Annotated in this window: 18 protein-coding genes; 15 read left to right on the forward strand and 3 right to left on the reverse strand. The window is 32.1% G+C overall.

Annotated features, from left to right (window positions below; genetic code table 11):
• The first annotated feature begins 127 nt into the window (after positions 1–127).
• The 10 genes from rluF to ACTPNM_RS07915 all read left to right on the forward strand — a co-directional run bounded on the left by rluF (position 128) and on the right by ACTPNM_RS07915 (position 12,743).
• Positions 128–961 carry a 23S rRNA pseudouridine(2604) synthase RluF gene (gene rluF, locus ACTPNM_RS07870; protein WP_440121262.1) on the forward strand — a complete coding sequence of 278 codons (834 nt, stop codon included), beginning with the start codon at positions 128–130 and terminating at the stop codon, positions 959–961.
• A gap of 69 nt (positions 962–1,030) precedes the next feature.
• Positions 1,031–2,161 (forward strand): tRNA guanosine(34) transglycosylase Tgt, encoded by a 1,131-nt coding sequence (tgt, locus tag ACTPNM_RS07875; protein WP_440121263.1) that lies wholly within the window; start codon positions 1,031–1,033, stop codon positions 2,159–2,161.
• Position 2,162: 1 nt separating this feature from the next.
• Positions 2,163–3,248 (forward strand): LptF/LptG family permease, encoded by a 1,086-nt coding sequence (locus ACTPNM_RS07880; RefSeq protein ID WP_274641233.1) that lies wholly within the window; start codon positions 2,163–2,165, stop codon positions 3,246–3,248.
• Positions 3,235–4,134, forward strand: coding sequence for a DMT family transporter (locus tag ACTPNM_RS07885; protein WP_440121264.1), 900 nt, complete (start codon positions 3,235–3,237; stop codon positions 4,132–4,134). The genes ACTPNM_RS07880 and ACTPNM_RS07885 overlap by 14 nt, the downstream gene beginning before the upstream one ends.
• Positions 4,135–4,240: 106 nt before the next feature.
• The gene (locus ACTPNM_RS07890; protein ID WP_440121265.1) at positions 4,241–5,194 is read left to right on the forward strand and encodes an acetyl-CoA carboxylase carboxyltransferase subunit alpha; all 954 of its coding nucleotides are present in this window, start codon (positions 4,241–4,243) and stop codon (positions 5,192–5,194) included.
• Between the two features lie 111 nt (positions 5,195–5,305).
• Positions 5,306–5,743 (forward strand): hypothetical protein, encoded by a 438-nt coding sequence (locus tag ACTPNM_RS07895; RefSeq protein WP_440121266.1) that lies wholly within the window; start codon positions 5,306–5,308, stop codon positions 5,741–5,743.
• 144 nt (positions 5,744–5,887) lie between these two features.
• Positions 5,888–6,970, forward strand: coding sequence for an efflux RND transporter periplasmic adaptor subunit (locus tag ACTPNM_RS07900; RefSeq protein WP_440121267.1), 1,083 nt, complete (start codon positions 5,888–5,890; stop codon positions 6,968–6,970).
• A gap of 24 nt (positions 6,971–6,994) precedes the next feature.
• Entirely contained in the window at positions 6,995–10,243 is a 3,249-nt protein-coding gene (locus ACTPNM_RS07905; protein ID WP_440121268.1) for an efflux RND transporter permease subunit, read from the forward strand.
• Entirely contained in the window at positions 10,233–11,684 is a 1,452-nt protein-coding gene (locus tag ACTPNM_RS07910) for a TolC family protein (RefSeq protein WP_440121269.1), read from the forward strand. The genes ACTPNM_RS07905 and ACTPNM_RS07910 overlap by 11 nt, the downstream gene beginning before the upstream one ends.
• Before the next feature lie 186 nt (positions 11,685–11,870).
• Positions 11,871–12,743, forward strand: coding sequence for a cation diffusion facilitator family transporter (locus ACTPNM_RS07915; protein WP_274641240.1), 873 nt, complete (start codon positions 11,871–11,873; stop codon positions 12,741–12,743).
• A gap of 30 nt (positions 12,744–12,773) precedes the next feature.
• Here ACTPNM_RS07915 and ACTPNM_RS07920 read toward each other — a convergent pair whose 3' ends face one another.
• Positions 12,774–13,406, reverse strand: a complete 633-nt coding sequence (locus ACTPNM_RS07920; RefSeq protein WP_440121270.1) for a 7-carboxy-7-deazaguanine synthase QueE — start codon at positions 13,404–13,406, stop codon at positions 12,774–12,776.
• Between the two features lie 86 nt (positions 13,407–13,492).
• On the opposite strand from ACTPNM_RS07920, the gene ACTPNM_RS07925 reads away from it, so the two are divergent.
• The 5 genes from ACTPNM_RS07925 to ACTPNM_RS07945 all read left to right on the forward strand — a co-directional run bounded on the left by ACTPNM_RS07925 (position 13,493) and on the right by ACTPNM_RS07945 (position 17,722).
• Entirely contained in the window at positions 13,493–15,013 is a 1,521-nt protein-coding gene (locus ACTPNM_RS07925) for a helicase HerA-like domain-containing protein (RefSeq protein WP_440121271.1), read from the forward strand.
• A 41-nt stretch (positions 15,014–15,054) separates the two neighbouring features.
• Positions 15,055–15,615 (forward strand): hypothetical protein, encoded by a 561-nt coding sequence (locus ACTPNM_RS07930; RefSeq protein WP_274641242.1) that lies wholly within the window; start codon positions 15,055–15,057, stop codon positions 15,613–15,615.
• A gap of 65 nt (positions 15,616–15,680) precedes the next feature.
• Positions 15,681–16,223 carry a hypothetical protein gene (locus ACTPNM_RS07935; protein ID WP_440121272.1) on the forward strand — a complete coding sequence of 181 codons (543 nt, stop codon included), beginning with the start codon at positions 15,681–15,683 and terminating at the stop codon, positions 16,221–16,223.
• A gap of 39 nt (positions 16,224–16,262) precedes the next feature.
• Positions 16,263–16,751, forward strand: coding sequence for a hypothetical protein (locus tag ACTPNM_RS07940; RefSeq protein ID WP_440121273.1), 489 nt, complete (start codon positions 16,263–16,265; stop codon positions 16,749–16,751).
• 542 nt (positions 16,752–17,293) lie between these two features.
• Positions 17,294–17,722 carry a hypothetical protein gene (locus tag ACTPNM_RS07945; RefSeq protein ID WP_440121274.1) on the forward strand — a complete coding sequence of 143 codons (429 nt, stop codon included), beginning with the start codon at positions 17,294–17,296 and terminating at the stop codon, positions 17,720–17,722.
• Between the two features lie 216 nt (positions 17,723–17,938).
• On the opposite strand, the gene ACTPNM_RS07950 is transcribed toward ACTPNM_RS07945, so the two are convergent.
• Positions 17,939–18,376 carry a hypothetical protein gene (locus tag ACTPNM_RS07950; protein WP_440121275.1) on the reverse strand — a complete coding sequence of 146 codons (438 nt, stop codon included), beginning with the start codon at positions 18,374–18,376 and terminating at the stop codon, positions 17,939–17,941.
• A 2-nt stretch (positions 18,377–18,378) separates the two neighbouring features.
• On the reverse strand, positions 18,379–18,978 hold the full coding sequence (locus tag ACTPNM_RS07955) for a hypothetical protein (protein WP_440121276.1): 600 nt from the start codon (positions 18,976–18,978) through the stop codon (positions 18,379–18,381).
• Positions 18,979–18,982 lie beyond the last annotated feature (4 nt).

Raw genomic sequence — 18,982 nt, forward strand, 5'->3', positions numbered from 1 at the left:
GTGTTAGCTTGAGGATTTTCTTTTTCTTTGTAGGTGATTAGCTTTTAATATCTAAAAGTAATACAGTATAAATAAACTCAGTTATGTGTTACATTTGTTTGTGTAGCTATAACATAGATTCTATGTAATGGAAAATAATAACGACACATCAATAAATCTTAATAAGTACATAAGTAGTACAGGTATTTGTTCACGTCGTGAAGCAGAACGCTTTATTACTGAAGGAAGAGTAACCATAAACGGAAAACCCACACAACTAGGCAATAGAGTACATGAAGGCGATGTCGTTAAAATTGATGGAAAACCGTTAAAAGCAAAACCAAAAACCATATATATAGCGTTAAACAAACCAGTAGGTATTGTTTGTACTACAGATAGTAAAGAGCGTAAAAATATAGTAAAGTTTGTAGGGCATCCACAACGATTATTTCCTATTGGTCGATTAGATAAACCCTCAGAAGGATTAATATTCTTAACAAATGACGGAGATATCGTAAACAAAATTCTACGCGCAGGAAATAACCATGAGAAAGAATACATAGTAACGGTTAATAAGCCAATCAATGAACGCTTTATAAAGAGAATGAGTAACGGAATACCAATTTTAGGAACCGTAACAAAGAAATGTAAAGTAGAACGTGTAAATGATACTGTATTTAAAATAACTTTAGTACAAGGCTTAAATCGTCAAATAAGACGTATGTGTGAATACTTAGGGTACGAAGTAAAAAAACTAAAGCGCACACGTATTATGAATGTAACTTTAGGAAACTTAAAAGTAGGAGAGTGGCGTGAATTATCATCTAAAGAAATGGATGAAATTAATAAACTAGTAGCAAGCTCATCAAAAACATATGAAGGAGCAGAAAAAAAGACCCAAAAAACTTCTCCTCAAAAAAGTACTCAACCAAAGAAAAAAGCAGATTTTAAATCCAAGTTTGGAAGAAGAAGAAAGAATTAAAAACAGTAATAAGAAACTTTTAACTTTCTACTTTTAAACATTCAACTTACATGTGTATCTTTGCCACTTATGCAATTTGACTTAAAAATAACCGATCCTAAAAGTAAAGCACGAGCAGGTGTTATTACAACCGATCACGGAACTATAGAAACTCCAATATTCATGCCTGTAGGTACAGTAGCTACAGTTAAAGGAGTACATCAATCAGAATTAAAAGACGAAATTAATCCTGATATAATCTTAGGAAACACATATCACTTATACTTACGTCCAAAATTAGAAACTTTAGAAGCAGCAGGAGGTTTGCATAAGTTTATGAATTGGGATCGAAATATTTTAACGGATAGTGGAGGTTACCAAGTATACTCTTTATCAGGAAGAAGAAAGATAAATGAAGAAGGTGTAAAATTTAAAAGTCATATAGATGGATCAACGCATTTCTTTACACCAGAAAATGTAATGGAAACACAGCGTACTATCGGAGCAGATATAATCATGGCTTTTGATGAATGTACACCATATCCTTGTGATTATAATTATGCAAAACGATCTATGCATATGACACATCGCTGGTTAGATCGTTGTATAAAACACTTTGAGAATACCCCTCCAAAATACGGATATAGCCAATCTTTATTTCCAATTGTGCAAGGTAGTACTTACAAAGACTTACGTAAACAATCAGCAGAATATATAGCAAATTCAGGAGCTGAAGGAAATGCTATTGGAGGATTGTCAGTAGGAGAACCAGCAGAGGAAATGTATGCGATGACTGAAGTGGTAACAGCAATATTACCGGAAGACAAGCCTAGATATTTAATGGGAGTAGGTACACCTATTAATATTTTGGAAAATATTGCATTAGGTGTCGATATGTTTGATTGCGTAATGCCAACCCGTAATGCACGTAACGGAATGTTATTTACAGCACACGGTAGTATAAATATTAAAAATAAAAAGTGGGAAAAAGATTTTTCTCCAATTGATGAAATGGGTATTACTTGGGTAGACACTATGTATTCTAAAGCCTATTTACGCCACTTATTTGCTTCAAGAGAGATGTTAGGTAAACAAATAGCGTCTATTCATAATTTAGGATTTTATTTATGGTTAGTTCGTGAAGCACGTAAACACATTATAGCAGGAGATTTTGCTTCATGGAAAGACAAGATGGTAAAACAAATGGATAAACGTTTGTAATTTGAAAATACTAGATTGGTACATATTAAAACGTTACTTAACAACTTTTTTGTTTACGTTACTTATTTTAATACCTATTGCAGTAGCTATTGATATTGCAGAAAAGGTTGATAAATTTTTACGAGAAGAAAATCTTACGTTGTTTGAAATAGTTAATGATTACTATAAAAACTTCATTATTTACTATGCTAATACGTTTATGCCATTAGCATTGTTTATAGCAGTTATTTTATTTACTTCAAAGCTAGCAAGTAACACAGAAATTGTAGCAATTAACAGTTCTCAAGTATCATTTACACGATTCTTATATCCATATTTTATAGGAGCAACTATTGTTTGTGCAGTAGCGTTATCAATGAACCACTTTTTTGTACCATCAAGTAGTAAAACACGAAAAGCTTTTGAAAAAAAATATCTAAAGAAAAAGAAGTATTCAGACACTACTATTCGTGAATTTAGCTTACAGCTTAATGATAGCACTTATGTATATATCCAAAACTTTGATTTAAAGCGAAACTCAGGGTTTAATTTTTCAATCGACCTATATGATGGTATTAAGCTAAAAAGAAAGCTTACTGCTGATAATATTAATTGGAAGGAAAAGGATAGTACATTTAAACTATATAACTGGAAAGAACGAAAAATTTTTAAAGAAAGAGATAGTATCTTTTCTGGAAGAAGCTTAGATACCACATTTACATTTACACCAGAAGATTTTAATTACAAGAATATTATGGCACAAGAAATGAACTCTCCAGAGTTGGTCAAGTTTATTGAAGTGTCTAGAAAAAGAGGAATAAAAAACTTAAACGCATACTTGGTTGAACTCTACAAAAGAACAAGTTTACCAGTTGCTAGCTACATACTAACATTAATTGCAGTGGGGCTAGCACACAGGAAAAGTAGAGGAGGTATAGGAGTTAATTTAGCCATAGGTATTAGCGTTATGTTTATTTATGTTTTCTTTTTAAAAGTAGCAGAAGTATTAGGAGCTGTAGCAGGAGCAAATGCCCTGTTAAATGTTTGGATACCTAATATAGTATTTGGTTTATACGCTATTTATTTATATTTCAATGCAAGGAGATAAATTAAAAAACTACCTACACTTACATTTAATCGTTTTTATTTGGGGGTTTACAGCAATATTAGGAGCATTAATATCAATTGATGCAGTTCCTTTAGTTTGGTACAGAATGTTATTAGCAGTAGGCTTTATTGCTATTTATTTTGTAATAAGAAAGAAATCATTTAAAGTAGAAAAAAAAGCATTAGCCAAGTTTGCTATTTCAGGAATAATTATAGCGGTACACTGGATAACATTCTTTAAAGCAATAAAAGTATCAAATGTATCAGTAGCTTTGGTTATGATGAGTACTGGAGCCTTTTTCGCTTCATTTATAGAGCCTTTTTTCTTTAAAAGAAGAATAAAATTAATCGAAATAGTTTTAGGACTGTTAGTAATAGTAGGCTTGTATATTATATTTAATTTTGAAAGTCAGTATACACTTGGAATTATTTATGCGTTAATTTCAGCCTTTCTATCCGCATTATTTTCAGTGTTAAATGGTGTGTTTATAAAAAAATATGAAGCCAATACTATTTCATTTTATCAACTATTATTCGGAGTTTTAGGAGTAACTATTTACTTATTATTTACGCAAAAATTTTCAGTAGATTTTTTCCAATTACAAGCAAGTGATTGGATATATTTATTAATTTTAAGTAGTATTTGTACAGCATATGCTTTTATTGCTTCAGTACAAGTAATGAAGTATTTAACACCTTATACAGTAATGCTTACTATTAATTTAGAACCTATTTATGCCATTATTTTGGCACTATTAATATTTGGAGAAAAAGAACAAATGAATCCAGAGTTTTATTATGGTGCCTGTATTGTTTTAATAGTGGTGTTACTGAACGGAGTACTTAAAAATGCCTCTTCTATAAAAAAGAAAATTATAAAAAAATAGTATTTTAAGAAAAAGGATGAAGGTAAACTGTACAATTTTTTAGTATGTTTGCCTTTACAAACAACTAACTAGTAAATTAGAAAATCAAACTATATACAAGAATACAATGGAATATTTAGATTTTGAAATGCCAATAAAAGAGCTAGAAGATCAGTTGGCAAAATGTTTTGATATAGGAAAAGAAAGTGATGTAGACGTAACAGCTACATGTGAGAAGATTGAAAAAAAATTAGAGAAAGCTAAAAAAGATATATATAAGAATTTAACGGCATGGCAACGTGTACAGTTGTCTCGTCATCCTAATCGTCCTTATACTTTAGATTATATAAAAGCACTTTGCGGAGACTCTTTTATGGAATTACACGGTGACCGTAGTGTGAAAGATGATAAAGCAATGATTGGTGGACTAGGTAAGATTGGAGACCAATCTTTTATGTTCATAGGTCAGCAAAAAGGATATAATACCAAAACACGTCAATACCGTAACTTTGGTATGGCGAATCCAGAGGGATATCGTAAAGCATTACGTTTAATGCGTATGGCTGAAAAATTTGGATTACCAGTAGTAACTTTAGTAGATACTCCAGGTGCATACCCAGGATTAGAAGCTGAAGAACGTGGACAAGGAGAAGCAATTGCTCGTAATATCTTTGAAATGACGCGTTTAAAAACACCTATTATTACCATAATTATAGGAGAAGGAGCTTCAGGAGGAGCTTTAGGAATAGGAGTAGGAGACAGAGTATATATGCTAGAAAACTCTTGGTATTCGGTTATCTCACCAGAAAACTGTTCTTCAATATTATGGCGTAGCTGGTCAGAGAAAGAAAAAGCAGCCGAAGCATTAAAGTTAACAGCAGAAGATGGTATGAAACTAAAAATAGTAGATGATATCATCAAAGAACCATTAGGAGGTGCACACTCTGACCGTGAAGGAACTTTTAAAGCTGTTAAAGAACAGATTATAAAAGCATACGGAGAGCTTAAAAAGCTTAAGGAGAAAGAATTAATAGTTCAACGTATGGAGAAATATGAAAATATGGGAGTATATAAAGAATAGCTTTATACCCCAAAAAAACATACTATTAAAACTCGCCATTTGGCGAGTTTTTTTGTTTTATAAATATTTTACGATACGATTTGTTTGTTAAATGAATATATATCTATAATTTTGCCGGTCGAAATGAGTAATACATTTAATAAATATCTATTTTTATTAATACTTTTATTAAAAGGATGGTCTACATCATATGCAGACCAAAAGGCTTTTGATACAACAACCTCAGTGGTTACTTATAAATCTGTAAACGCAAAAACAGAGCCACAATCAATTACTCAAAACACCATTAACTTAGCTTTTGATAAACAGCATCAAGACTCTGAAAGGGAGAATTATTTTGAAATCAGCGAGATTGAAGACAAAACCCAAGACGAAAATGAAGTAGATGAAAATTTATCAAAATTCGGAAGTTACTTATCAGCAATCTTACATGCGCAGTTTTTTGAGTGCCAGTTTTGTGTAGTAAAAGAAAAAGCACAACGCTTTAAAGAGTACACTTTTAGCGCTATAGTAAAACTCCATGTAAAATTTCAAGTTTTTATAATTTGATACCCTCTTCGGTAAAGTATGCCTAAACCTATCATTTAGCTTATTTTATTTATTCACGCATAAGAATTTAATTAAATTTTTAGAATAACCATTGGTTTTCAATGGTTACACACTTACTCTAACTTTACAAATACATACAAAAAAATGAAAAAAAGCTTCATTTTCATGAGCCTATTTGCGCTATTAATTAATATTAGCTGCGAATCAAAAAAGGAATCTAAACATCCAGAAACAAAGTTCCTTGTAACCAATCCCATTAAAAAAGATACATCAATAACTAAAGATTATGTAAGTCAAATACATGCCATTCAGCATATAGAATTGAGGGCACTAGAAAAAGGATATTTAAAGAAAGTATTTGTTGATGAAGGACAGCATGTAAAAAAAGGACAAAACATGTTTCAAATATCAGCAAACGTTTATAAAGCAGATTTACAAAAAGCAAAAGCAGAAGCAAAAGCTGCTGAAATTGAATATAAAAACACGGAATTATTAGCAGATGGAAACGTAGTTTCTAAAAATGAATTAGCCTTAGCGAAAGCAAACTACGAAAAAGCAAAAGCTGAAGTAATGTTGGCACAAACACACCTAGGTTTTACAAGCATTAAGGCACCATTTAACGGTATAATGGACCACTTACATGTTAGAAAAGGAAGTTTGTTAGATGAAGGAGAACTCCTAACAACACTATCAGACAACAGTAAAATGTGGGTATATTTTAATGTACCAGAAACAGAATATCTAGACTACATAATGAGTCAAGATAAAGACAAGAAAAAAGAAGTAACACTTTTAATGGCAAATAACAAACCATTCAATCAAAAAGGAATAGTAGAAACGATTGAGGGAGAGTTTAACAATGAAACAGGAAATATTGCCTTTAGAGCAACTTTCCCAAATCCAGATGGAATTTTAAGACACGGAGAAACGGGAAGTATTTTAATGGAAGTTCCATACGAAGGAGCCTTAATAATTCCACAAAAAGCCACTTTTGAAGTATTAGATAAAAAATATGTTTTTGTAGTAGATAAAAATAATACAGTAAAACAACGAGAAATTACTGTAGAAGCAGAATTACCACACTTATTTATAGTAGAAAAAGGACTTACAGAAAACGATAAAATATTGTTAGAAGGAATCCGTATGGTAAAAGACCAACAAAAGATACATGTTGAGTTTAAAGAGCCAAATGCAGTAATGTCTAGTTTAGACTTATATGCAGAGTAATCAAAAACTAAAATTCAACAAAACATGTTTAGTCAATTTATAAAAAGACCAGTACTAGCAATTGTTATTTCGATAATAGTTGTTTTTACGGGGTTGTTATCAATAAAACAACTCCCAATATCACAGTTTCCACAAATTGCACCAACCACGGTAAACATATTTATAGCCTACCCAGGTTCAAGTGCAGATGTATTGGTAAACTCAACACTAATTCCTCTAGAAACAGCCATCAATGGAGTTCAAGGAATGCGTTATATCGCTTCTGATGCTACAAGTGCAGGAGAAGGAACCTTACGTGTAATTTTTGAACCAGGTACAGATCCCAACCAAGCGGTAGTTAGGGTAAAAACAAGGGTAGATCAAGTAATGCCTTTATTACCTGAATTAGTACAACGAGAAGGAGTAATTATAACTCCAGTACAACCAAGTATGTTAATGTATGTGAACCTTTTTAGTAAAGAAAAACATAATGACGAAAAGTTCCTATACAACTATGCGTACACCAAAATGATACCCGAGATTCAACGTATTAACGGTATTGCCAGTGCTAAAATTTTAGGAAGTAGAAAATATGCGATGAGAGTTTGGTTAAAACCAGACCGAATGAGAGCCTATAATATTTCTGCGGAAGAAATTTTAGAAGCGATGGAAGACCAAAGTATTTTGGCAAGACCCGGAAGATTGGGAAGAAGTTCAGGAATCAAATCACAATCACTAGAATACGTACTTACCTATCAAAACAGGTATAACGAACCAGATCAGTACAAAGACATTATTATTCGAGCAAATGAAGAAGGAGAAATTTTAAAGCTAAAAGATGTTGCCGAAGTAAAATTAGGAAGTGAATTCTTCGATATTTACTCAAACTTAGATGGGCATCCATCAGCATCTATAGTTTTAAAACAAACCTTTGGAAGTAATGGTAGTGATGTAATAGAATCGGTAAAAGAAAAACTAAAAGAATTAAAAGAAGATCTACCACCAGGGATTGATTTTCAAATTAGTTATGACGTTTCTAACTTCTTAGACGCCTCTATAGAACAAGTAATACATACACTTAGAGATGCCTTTATTTTAGTAGCCATTGTGGTATTCCTATTCTTGGGAGATTTACGATCAACCTTAATTCCAATTATAGCAGTACCAGTGTCCTTAATCGGAGCATTCTTTATAATGCAACTTTTCGGGCTATCAATCAACTTAATTACCCTGTTTGCATTAGTACTAGCCATTGGTATTGTAGTAGATGATGCTATTGTAGTTGTAGAAGCAGTCCATTTAAAAATGGAGAAAGAACATCTAACACCTTATCAAGCATCTAAAGCAGCATTAGGAGAAATAGGTGGTGCTATTTTAGCAATTACATTGGTGATGGTTTCTGTATTTGTGCCAATTTCATTTATGACAGGGCCAGTAGGAGTTTTCTACAGACAGTTCTCTATAACAATGGCGGGATCTATCATTATTTCAGCAGTGGTAGCATTAACATTAACACCAGTATTGTGTGCAATGATGTTGAAGAACAACCACGGAAAAGAAAGAAAAAAATCAATAGTAGATAAATTTATTGATTGGTTTAACAAAGGATTTGAAAAGCTTACGGGAAGATATGTAAAAGTGTTAAACAGAATCGTAGCACGAAGAATGTTAACCTTTGGAGTATTACTAGCTTTCTGTGCAGGAATATTTATTACCAATAAAACATTACCAGCAGGTTTTATTCCTAGTGAAGACCAAGGAATGATTTACGCAATCATTCAAACACCACCAGGTGCTACCTTAGAACGTACAAACGAAGTAGCAAGAAAACTACAACAAATTTGTGAAGAAACAGAGGGAGTAGAGTCAGTTTCATCTTTAGCAGGATATGAAATTATGACCGAAGGTAGAGGGTCAAACGCAGGTACCTGTTTAATTAACTTGAAACCATGGTCAGAACGTCATCATTCAGTTCATGAAATCATGGAAGAACTAGAAGAAGAAACTAAAGACTTAGGAGCAGTTATAGAATATTTTGAACCACCAGCAGTACCAGGTTTCGGTTCTTCAGGAGGATTCTCAATGCGTTTATTAGACAAAACAAACTCAACAGACTACCACGAGTTTGAAAGTATCAATAACAAATTCATGGAATCGTTATCAAAACGAAAAGAGCTTACAGGGTTATTTACTTTTTATTCTGCAAACTATCCGCAGTACGAATTAAAAATCGACAATAAAAAAGCGATGCAAAAAGGAGTGACCATTGGTAAAGCCATGGAAAACCTAAACATTTTAATAGGTAGTACCTATGAACAAGGTTTTATTCGTTTTGGTAGATTCTTTAAAGTATATACACAAGCAGCGCCAGAATACAGAAGAATTCCTTCAGACTTAGAAAAACTATATGTTAAAAATGAAGAGGGAGAAATGGTGCCTTATTCAGCGTTCATGAGTTTAGAAAAAAAACTAGGACCTAATGAGATAACACGATACAATTTATATAATTCAGCAGCTATTAGAGGGTTACCAGCACCAGGATACACAAGTGGAGATGCTATTAACGCAATTAAAGAAGTAGCAGCAAAAGAATTACCAAGAGGTTATGATGTAGCTTGGGAAGGACTTACCTACGATGAAGCAAGAAGAGGTAATGAATCAGTGTATATTTTCATCATTGTATTGGCCTTTGTATATTTTGTATTAGCAGCACAATATGAAAGTTTTATACTGCCATTAGCTGTGATATTCTCGCTTCCAGTAGGAGTGTACGGGTCATTTACACTATTAAAATTAATGGGCTTAGCGAATGATGTATACGCACAGATTGGGATTATTATGTTAGTTGGTCTGTTAGGTAAAAATGCGGTTTTAATTGTAGAGTTTGCTGTATTAAAAAGAAGTCAGGGAGCTACAATTTTTGAAGCAGCTATTGAAGGAGCTAAAGAACGATTCAGACCAATTTTAATGACTTCATTTGCGTTTATCGCAGGATTAATACCGTTAGTTATAGCTCATGGAGCTGGGGCTATTGGTAACAGAACTATTGGTGGTTCGGCTTTAGGAGGAATGTTAATAGGTACAATTTTCGGAGTTTTAATTATACCAGGTCTCTATTACATATTTGCTAAAATGAGTGATGGAAGAAGCTTAATTAAAGACGAATCTAATGAACCAGTTTCTGAAGAATTTATAAGAATAAATGAAGTTGAAGGAAGTAAAACAAAAGCTAAAATAGCAGAGCTTAAAAAGCTTCTAAAGAAAATAATTAAAAGAGAAAACAATGAAAACTAAACAAGGAAGTTTATTTGTAATAAAAAAAGCACACTTTTTAAGTGTGCTTACCCTCTTAGTTTTGTGCTCTTGTGTATCAAATCAAGTAGTAAGAGAAGAAAATAAGGCGGTACCAGAGAATTTTAAGAACCAACCTGTAGATTCATTAAATACAGCTACTATTAAATGGCGTGACTTTTTTTCAGATTCACATTTAATTTCTCTGATAGATACAGCTTTATCAAACAACCAAGAGTTGAACATAATGTTACAACAAGTAGCTATTTCAAAAAATAATATTAAGGCAAAAAAAGGTGAGTATTTACCATTTGTAAATATGTATGCTGGGGCAGAAGTAGAAAAGGTAGGGAAGTATACTAGAAATGGAGCCGTAGAAGAAAATTTAAATATTCGAGAAGATGAAAAATTTCCAGAGCCATTAACTGATTTTTCAATAGGACTTTCTGCTTCATGGGAGTTAGATGTTTGGAAGAAGTTACGAAATGAGAAGAAAGCAGCAGTACTAGAATACTTAGCTAGTGTTGAAGGAAAAAACTTTATGGTAACTAATTTGGTTTCAGAAATTGCAAATTCATATTACGAATTAGTAGCATTAGATAATGAATTATCTATGGTCTCACAAAACTTAGAAATTCAAAAAAATGCATTGCGAATGGTGAAGCTTCAAAAACAAGCTGCAAGAACAACTGAATTGGCAGTACGTAGGTTTGAAGCGAGTGTACTTAAAAACCAAAGTCACCTATATGAACTTCAACAAAAGATAGTAGAAACTGAAAATAAAATTAACTTTTTAGTAGGAAGATACCCACAACCTATAGAAAGAAACTCAGATAATTTTATAGACAAACCTATTGAAGGAGTAAAAGCAGGAATCCCATCACAACTGTTACAAAACAGACCCGATTTAAGAAGAGCTGAATACGAATTAGCAGCAGCCAAATTAAATACTAAAATAGCACGAGCTAATTTTTATCCATCAATCGGTATAAAAGCAGGAGTAGGGTTACAAGCATTTAAACCTAAGTTTTTAACATCAACACCAGAATCGTTAGTGTATTCTTTAGCAGGTGATATTGTAGGGCCTTTAATCAATAGAAATGCTATAAAAGCAGCTTATAAAACAGCCAACAATAAACAATTACAAGCTGTTTACGAATACGAAAGAGCTATTTTAAATGCGTATTTAGAAGTAGCGAACGAGCTTTCGAAAATTGATAACTTAAAAAACAGTTACGATTTAAAAAAGCAACAAGTAGAAGCGTTAAACGAATCTATAGACCTTTCAATCCGTCTGTTTAAATCGGCAAGGGCTGAATATACAGAAGTGTTGTTAACGCAAAGAGAAGCATTAGAATCTAAAATTGAAATTATAGAAACTAAAAGAGATCAATTATTAGCAAACGTAAAAGTATATAAAGCCTTAGGAGGAGGCTGGAACTAATTTTTTCATTCGTTATTAAATATTAATTGTTGTTAAAGTGGTAGTTTTATTAACTATCCAAAAGGCTCGCCAACTGGCGAGTCTTTTTTTAGTAATAGATTTTCTATTGTACAATCTAGGGTTTTTCGATAGTTTTCAAGTACCTTCGTAATACCTCATAAAAAGAGATTGTAATATCATAATTCAATGAGTAAAGAAGAGTTAGCCATCAAAACCACATATTTTAGTATTCTTAGCAATACTAGTTTAGCAATTATTAAAGGATTAGCAGGTGTTTTCGGAAACTCATACGCATTAATAGCAGATGCAATTGAATCTACTACCGATATTTTTTCTTCGCTTTTAGTGCTATTAGGATTGAAATACGCGAAAAGACCCGCAGATAAAAACCATCCGTACGGACATGGAAAAATAGAACCTTTAATCACCTTTGTGGTAGTAGCCTTTTTGGTAACTTCAGCTACAGTTATAGCTTATGAAAGTATACAGAATATCCAAACACCACACAAAACTCCTAAACCATGGACGTTACTTGTTTTAGGAGCAATTATTATTTGGAAAGAAATATCTTTTCAAGTGGTTATCAGAAAAAGTAAAGAAACTAATAGTTCTTCCTTAAAAGCAGATGCGTGGCACCATCGAAGTGATGCAATTACTTCTGTAATGGCATTTATAGGAATTTCTATAGCACTTATTTTTAAAGAAGGCTATGAAACAGCTGATGATTGGGCAGCTTTATTAGCTTCGTTTTTTATTCTATACAATAGTTACCTGATTTTCAGACCAGCGCTGGGTGAAATAATGGATGAACATGTATATGATGATTTGATAGATGAAATAAGAGAAAAGTCTATGGAAGTAGCAGGTGTTTTAGGAACAGAAAAATGCTTTGTTCGTAAAGCAGGAATGAAATATCATGTAGATTTACATGCCATTGTAGATAGTACAATTACAGTAAAAGAAGGACACGATATTGCTCATAAATTAAAAGACTATTTAAGAGAAAAACTCCCAGATTTAGGACATGTTTTAATTCATATAGAGCCAAGTGAATACTAAAAAAGCAACCCAATTAGGTTGCTTTTTTATTTATGGTATATTTAAGTATTTATGAGTTTGTAAGGAAATTTTCCACTGTGGATACTCCATCACATAATCAATAATTTGCGGAGTCATTTTTTCCTTTTTACTCCATTCAGGTTGTAAAAACAACTTACATTTTTTACCAACTTTAGCAGCCTGTTCCTCAGCAAACTGAAAATCATTTTTATTATGAATAATCATTTTCAATTCATCCGCTTCTTGGTAAGCACGTTCCAAAGGTAATTTGGTTTTTTTAGGCGATAAACAAAACCAATCCCAAACACCAGAAAAATCGTAAGCTCCAGAAGTTTCAATATGTGTTTTAATACCTTTTTCTTGAAGTTGTTGTGTAATATAGTCCAAACTCCACATTAAAGGCTCACCACCTGTAATAACCACAGTTTCGGCATATTTCTTTGCGTTTTCAACGATAATATCCGTTTTTGTAGGTGGATGTAAATTAGCATCCCAGCTTTCTTTTACATCACACCAGTGGCAACCTACATCGCAACCACCAATACGAATAAAATAAGCAGCAGTACCAGTGTGTGCTCCTTCTCCCTGAATCGTATAAAACTCTTCCATTAACGGAAGCATTTCTCCTGTATTAATTAACTCTTGTACTTCTTTTTTCAACATAAGGGTGCAAAGATAGGCAACATTAAAATTTAATGAATGATTTTTGTTACTTTTACGTGTTTTTATCACAAAAAAGGTCATAAATAATGAGTAAAACCCAAGAGTTTTTCAATTACATCAAAGAAGGCTATACAACAAAAGGAGAGTTTATTACGCTAGGAGCAGGAATGTTAGGAGAAGAAACTGTAACAAATGCTCATGTAAATATTCCTTTAAAAACATTAAACCGTCACGGATTAATAGCTGGAGCAACAGGAACAGGAAAAACAAAAACTTTGCAAGTGCTGGCAGAAAACATGTCAGAAAAAGGAATTCCTGTATTGTTAATGGATGTAAAAGGAGACTTAAGTGGACTAGCGCAACCAAGCCCTGGGCATGCTAAGATTGATGAACGCCACGAAAAAATTGGAATACCATTTACTCCAACAAAATTTCCAATAGAAATTTTATCAATTTCAGAACAAAACGGAGTTCGTTTACGTGCTACAGTTTCTGAATTCGGACCTGTTTTATTATCACGTATTTTAGATTTGACTGAAACACAATCAGGTATTGTAGCGATTATTTTTAAATATTGTGATGATAACCAATTACCGTTATTAGACTTAAAAGATTTCAAGAAAATCCTTCAATATATAACCAATGAAGGGAAAGAAGAGATTAAAAAAGAATATGGACGAATTTCTACCGCAAGTACTGGAGCAATTCTTAGAAAAATTATAGAAATAGAACAACAAGGAGGTGATTTATTCTTTGGAGAAAAATCATTTGAAGTTGACGATTTAACCCGTATTGATGAAAACGGACGTGGTGTTATTTCTGTATTACGTTTAACAGATATTCAAGATAGGCCAAAACTGTTTTCAACCTTTATGCTACAGTTACTAGCTGAGGTATATGAAACTTTTCCAGAGCAAGGAGATAGTGGGCGACCAGAATTGGTGATTTTTATAGATGAAGCCCATTTAGTGTTTGATGAAGCTTCAAAAGCGTTGTTAAGTCAAATAGAAAGCATCGTAAAATTAATTCGATCTAAAGGAATAGGATTGTATTTTGTTACACAAAATCCAAAAGATGTTCCAGAAGATGTATTAGCACAGTTAGGAATGAAGATTCAACATGCCTTACGTGCATTTACAGCAAAAGATAGAAAAGCAATCAAATTAGCCGCAGAAAATTATCCTGATTCTGAATATTACGATACTAAAGAAGTATTAACACAGTTAGGAATAGGAGAGGCGTTGATTTCTGTATTAAATGAAAAAGGAATTCCATCACCATTGGCACGAACCATGTTGCGTGCACCTATGAGTAGAATGGATGTGTTAACAGAAAAGGAAATTAAACAAGTTTTAGATAATTCAAGATTAATTCCGAAATACAACGATACTATTGATAGGGAGAGTGCTTACGAAATGCTAAACGAGAAGATAGAAAAAATTAACGAGAAGAAAACCGAAGAAGCACGCAAAGAGGAAGAAGAAAAGACAAGAAGAAGTTCATCAACACGTAGTAGAAGTACACGTATGAATCCAATAGTGAAGGTATTAACAAGTGCTACTTTTATAAGAGCAGCCTTTGGAATTTTGAAAAAAGTAATAAAATAAGAAATACAAGAAATAGACGTTTTAAATATAAAAGAAGACAAATGAGAACATTAATGAAACCTTTAGTTATCGCAGTAATATCAGTACTATTCATCCAGTGTGGTAATAGTAAATTTGATATTGCTAAAGGAAAAGTAGGAAAGTTAACTACTAAAACAACTGTTAACGAAATAGAAAACGTATTTAAGCAAGATTCAGTAGTTAAAGTATTAAGTGAAGGGGCTAAAGGAAATAATCTTTTTCAAGAAGATGATAAGTACTTAGTATATGAAAAAGGAGGAAAGCATTTACTAACAATTACTCCAAAAGAACAATTGGACTCTACATCAACAATTAAGAGTATTGAAATTTTTGATGATCGTTTTAAAACAAAATCAGGAGTAAATATAAAATCTACTTTTCAAGAAATTAATGCAAATACTAAAGTGAGTAAAGTAGAATCATCATTTTCATCAGCAACCTTATTTATTGATGATTTAAACGCAACAATAACGATTGATAATGAAGATTTAGGTTTAAAAGAATTTAGTACTCAAAAAGTAACCAAAGAACAAATTCCAGATTTAGCCAAAATTAAATCATTTACCATTTGGTTTAACTAAAATATTCGAAGCCGAAACAGATGTTTCGGCTTTTTAATTAATAATAGCTATGTAATTTTTAAAAGATGGAAGTAATAAAAATAGCATTTTTTGTATTGGGAGTTTTTTTTGGAGAAAACAGTAGAATAGGAGCGGAGAAAACAACTGTTACTATAAACCCAAAAGAGCAAACAATAACTATAGTTCAAGAAAACATATTTGCACTTATAGCAAATGAAGCAGATAGTATGCATGTTAGTTCAGAACTAAAAAAAGTGGTAGCAAGAAACTGGAGGAAAGAAATAGAAGCCTACCCATCAAAATCATGTACTTTATATGTTACTGATGAAGGTAGTTTAAACGCAAAAATTACACTGAAGTATCCTTCTGAACATGTATTAAGAGATTTTGCGTTAGATTTTAATGAAGAAGCCAAAGAATTCTCTTTAATTAATATCCCTGATTGGAATGTTAAAACAGAAGATGGAGTGTTAAAGGGAAATTATTGGAGGTTTAATGCCGATAACAGTTTTACCTTTGTTCTTACTCCTTTTAAAAACATGCCAGATAGGTTTAAAAGTGTTAAAAGAAGTCCTCTACCAATTTGGGAGTCTGAAAAAAAGAACTAAAAGAGATACCACTCATTTTTTTATTTAACTAATGCCTTGATGCTAAAGGGGTGTGCCGTGGTGTCTTCGGAGCATGCCGTGATATCAACTACCCATGCCGTGGTGTCTTCGGAGTATGCCGTAGTATTAGCGACCCACGCCGTGATATCAGCGACCCATGCCGTGGTGTCTTCGGAGTATGCCGTAGTATTAGCGACCCACGCCGTGATATCAGCGACCCATGCCGTGGTGTCTTCGGAGCATGCCGTAGTATTAGCGACCCATGCCGTGATATCAGCGACCCATGCCTTGGTGTCTTCGGAGCATGCCGTAGTATTAGCGACCCACGCCGTGATATCAACGACCCATGCCGCGGTGTCTTCGGAGTATGCCGTAGTATTAGCAACCCATGCCGTGATCTCAACTACCCATAGCGTAGTATCAACGGAGTACGCCATAATGTTAGCAACTTATATATACTTTGATATACAAAGGAGAAGTTTACAGAGTATGGTTCTATTTTATAGTTTTTTGGAAGTTTTTTTCTAAGAATTACAATTCCTAAATGAAGGATTCTTTATTTATATTAATTCTAGTTTTGTAATAAGATAAAATTGTTAATTTTGTGTTAATAATCACTAACCGAAATGTACAGTAATACAGCTGGGGGGCTAGTAACTGTACATGGAAAAGATTGAGCACTCTTTTAGGGTGCTCTTTTTTGTTTATTTAAACAAGTACATTATATTTTTTAGCTGAAGGAATAGAACTTTCTATATTTTTGAAGTAAAAGTTGTTAATAATAATTACTTAATTACCTATAAACTCTAAATCTCTTCGTTTAATTTCTTTTCCTGTTTGTCCATCAAGTGTAACTTCTATATACTCATCTGTTTTAGGTTTGTAATAGCTTATGTTTTAACACACAAACGCTTAAAATTCGTTGTTAATTTCCTTTTTTTGTTATATTAGCTAATACTAAAAAATTGCAAAAAGTACGTTTATACTATTTTTATTGTTGTATAAAAATACTGAGAGTGTTTACACAAACAAGTTGTAGTACATTTAACCCAACTAAATGGGAAATTATAATGAAAAGATTTATACTATTTTTACTATTTACAAACATATTTTTGAATTTAGAGGCTCAAAATAAAACTGACATATTAACTAACAAAGAATATGTATCAAATATTGGTTACGGATGTGAGGAAACTCCCGAACCAAACCCTTGTGCTGGAGTACAAAAGTATTTAATATTAAACTTCTCCAAGGAACAAATACTAATAACCGAAAAAGATATTTCTAGTTGCGGTTCAGAGTATATTACTTCAAAACTAAAATATAAATGGGAGCTGACACAGGATTCTATTATTAAAATTTATAGTAAACCAGAAGAAATAGAATATAAATTCTTAGAGGGCTTAGTTTTGAAAATAGAAAATGGCAAAGTGATTGGAAATAAAAAATATAGTAATAATAAAATAGAGAATTTTATATTTAAAGAAAAGAGTAAATAATAAAACGTACTACAATACTGTATAATTTATTGCTAGTGTTATTTTATTAACTAACTTAATTGCTGAAACACGCAATAAAACAAATATTATTAACGATAACTACCCCTTTTTTACTGTTATGTTTGTTTTATTCCATTTTTATCAAGAACTGCTTGGTTTTATCATTTAATAAAATAAGTTCTTAATAGTTTTTAACTTTACGAGCCTTCTTCAAATTCATTCTTCCCAGTAGTATTTTACTTTTAAACGCTCATAGTTAGGGTAGTCTTTTTTATTTATAATAATTTCGCCCCAAAAAGCTGACATTTCTCCTACTTCAGGACAAAGTTCATTAGGTTCTTCCCAATTTATATTTATTATATTGTTTTTTAGTGTAACCGATATTTCACTCGGACTTGCCCCAAAGCAACCGCCCCCAACTTCAAATAAATAAACTGCATTTTTCGAATAAAACCTTTCGTTTTTCTTACTCTTACTTGTTAATCTTATTCGTAGTGCTTCCTTATATGTTGTAACTAACCGTACTTTTCCCTCCCATTTTACTGAATAATCTATAGCTCTAAATGGTAATTTATCTCCTTTTTTTGTTTGGTTTTGTGCTACTTTACAAGAGAGAAATAGTATTATTGTAAAAACTATTATGTTTTTTTTCATAACTATTTCTTTTCTCGAAAATCTTTGTATACACACTTATTCCATCTATCACAGATAATGACATCACTTTTTATTCTTTTATATAAAGTATCCACTAGTTCCAACCTCAATTTATAAGGGTTCATTTTTTCAGGTATATCAATAAAGTTGACTTCTTTGTTATTTCTCATAGCAAAAATTAGTATTCTATCCCCTAAATAACCTCTTGTCTTTTCTCCTCTAAGATTTTCTAAATATGGTTTCATTGAAAGAGTATTATCTTTATGTTTTAAATTATGAATATAAAAAGTGACACTATCACGATACTTATAACTTTTTGTTTTTACCTTATAAGTATACATTTCAAGGTTAATAGAGGTTAGTGAGAGGAACCTATCATTATTAGTTAACCAATCTGACTTTTGTGGTTGTGATAACTCTACATTACTGATAGATTTTACTACTCTTTCAAAATTAATAGTATCTAAAAGTGAGTAAACTGTATCTTTTTTCTGTTTAATTACACCTTCTTCTTTATTCTTTTGGACAGGGTTATTATTTAGTTTTGTTTTGCAGTTAATAGTTAATAATGTAACACAAAATAATAACATCAAATATTTCATAATT

Origin of the sequence: Tenacibaculum sp. Ill, from assembly GCF_051938915.1 — a bacterium.
Lineage (GTDB): Bacteria > Bacteroidota > Bacteroidia > Flavobacteriales > Flavobacteriaceae > Polaribacter > Polaribacter larymnensis.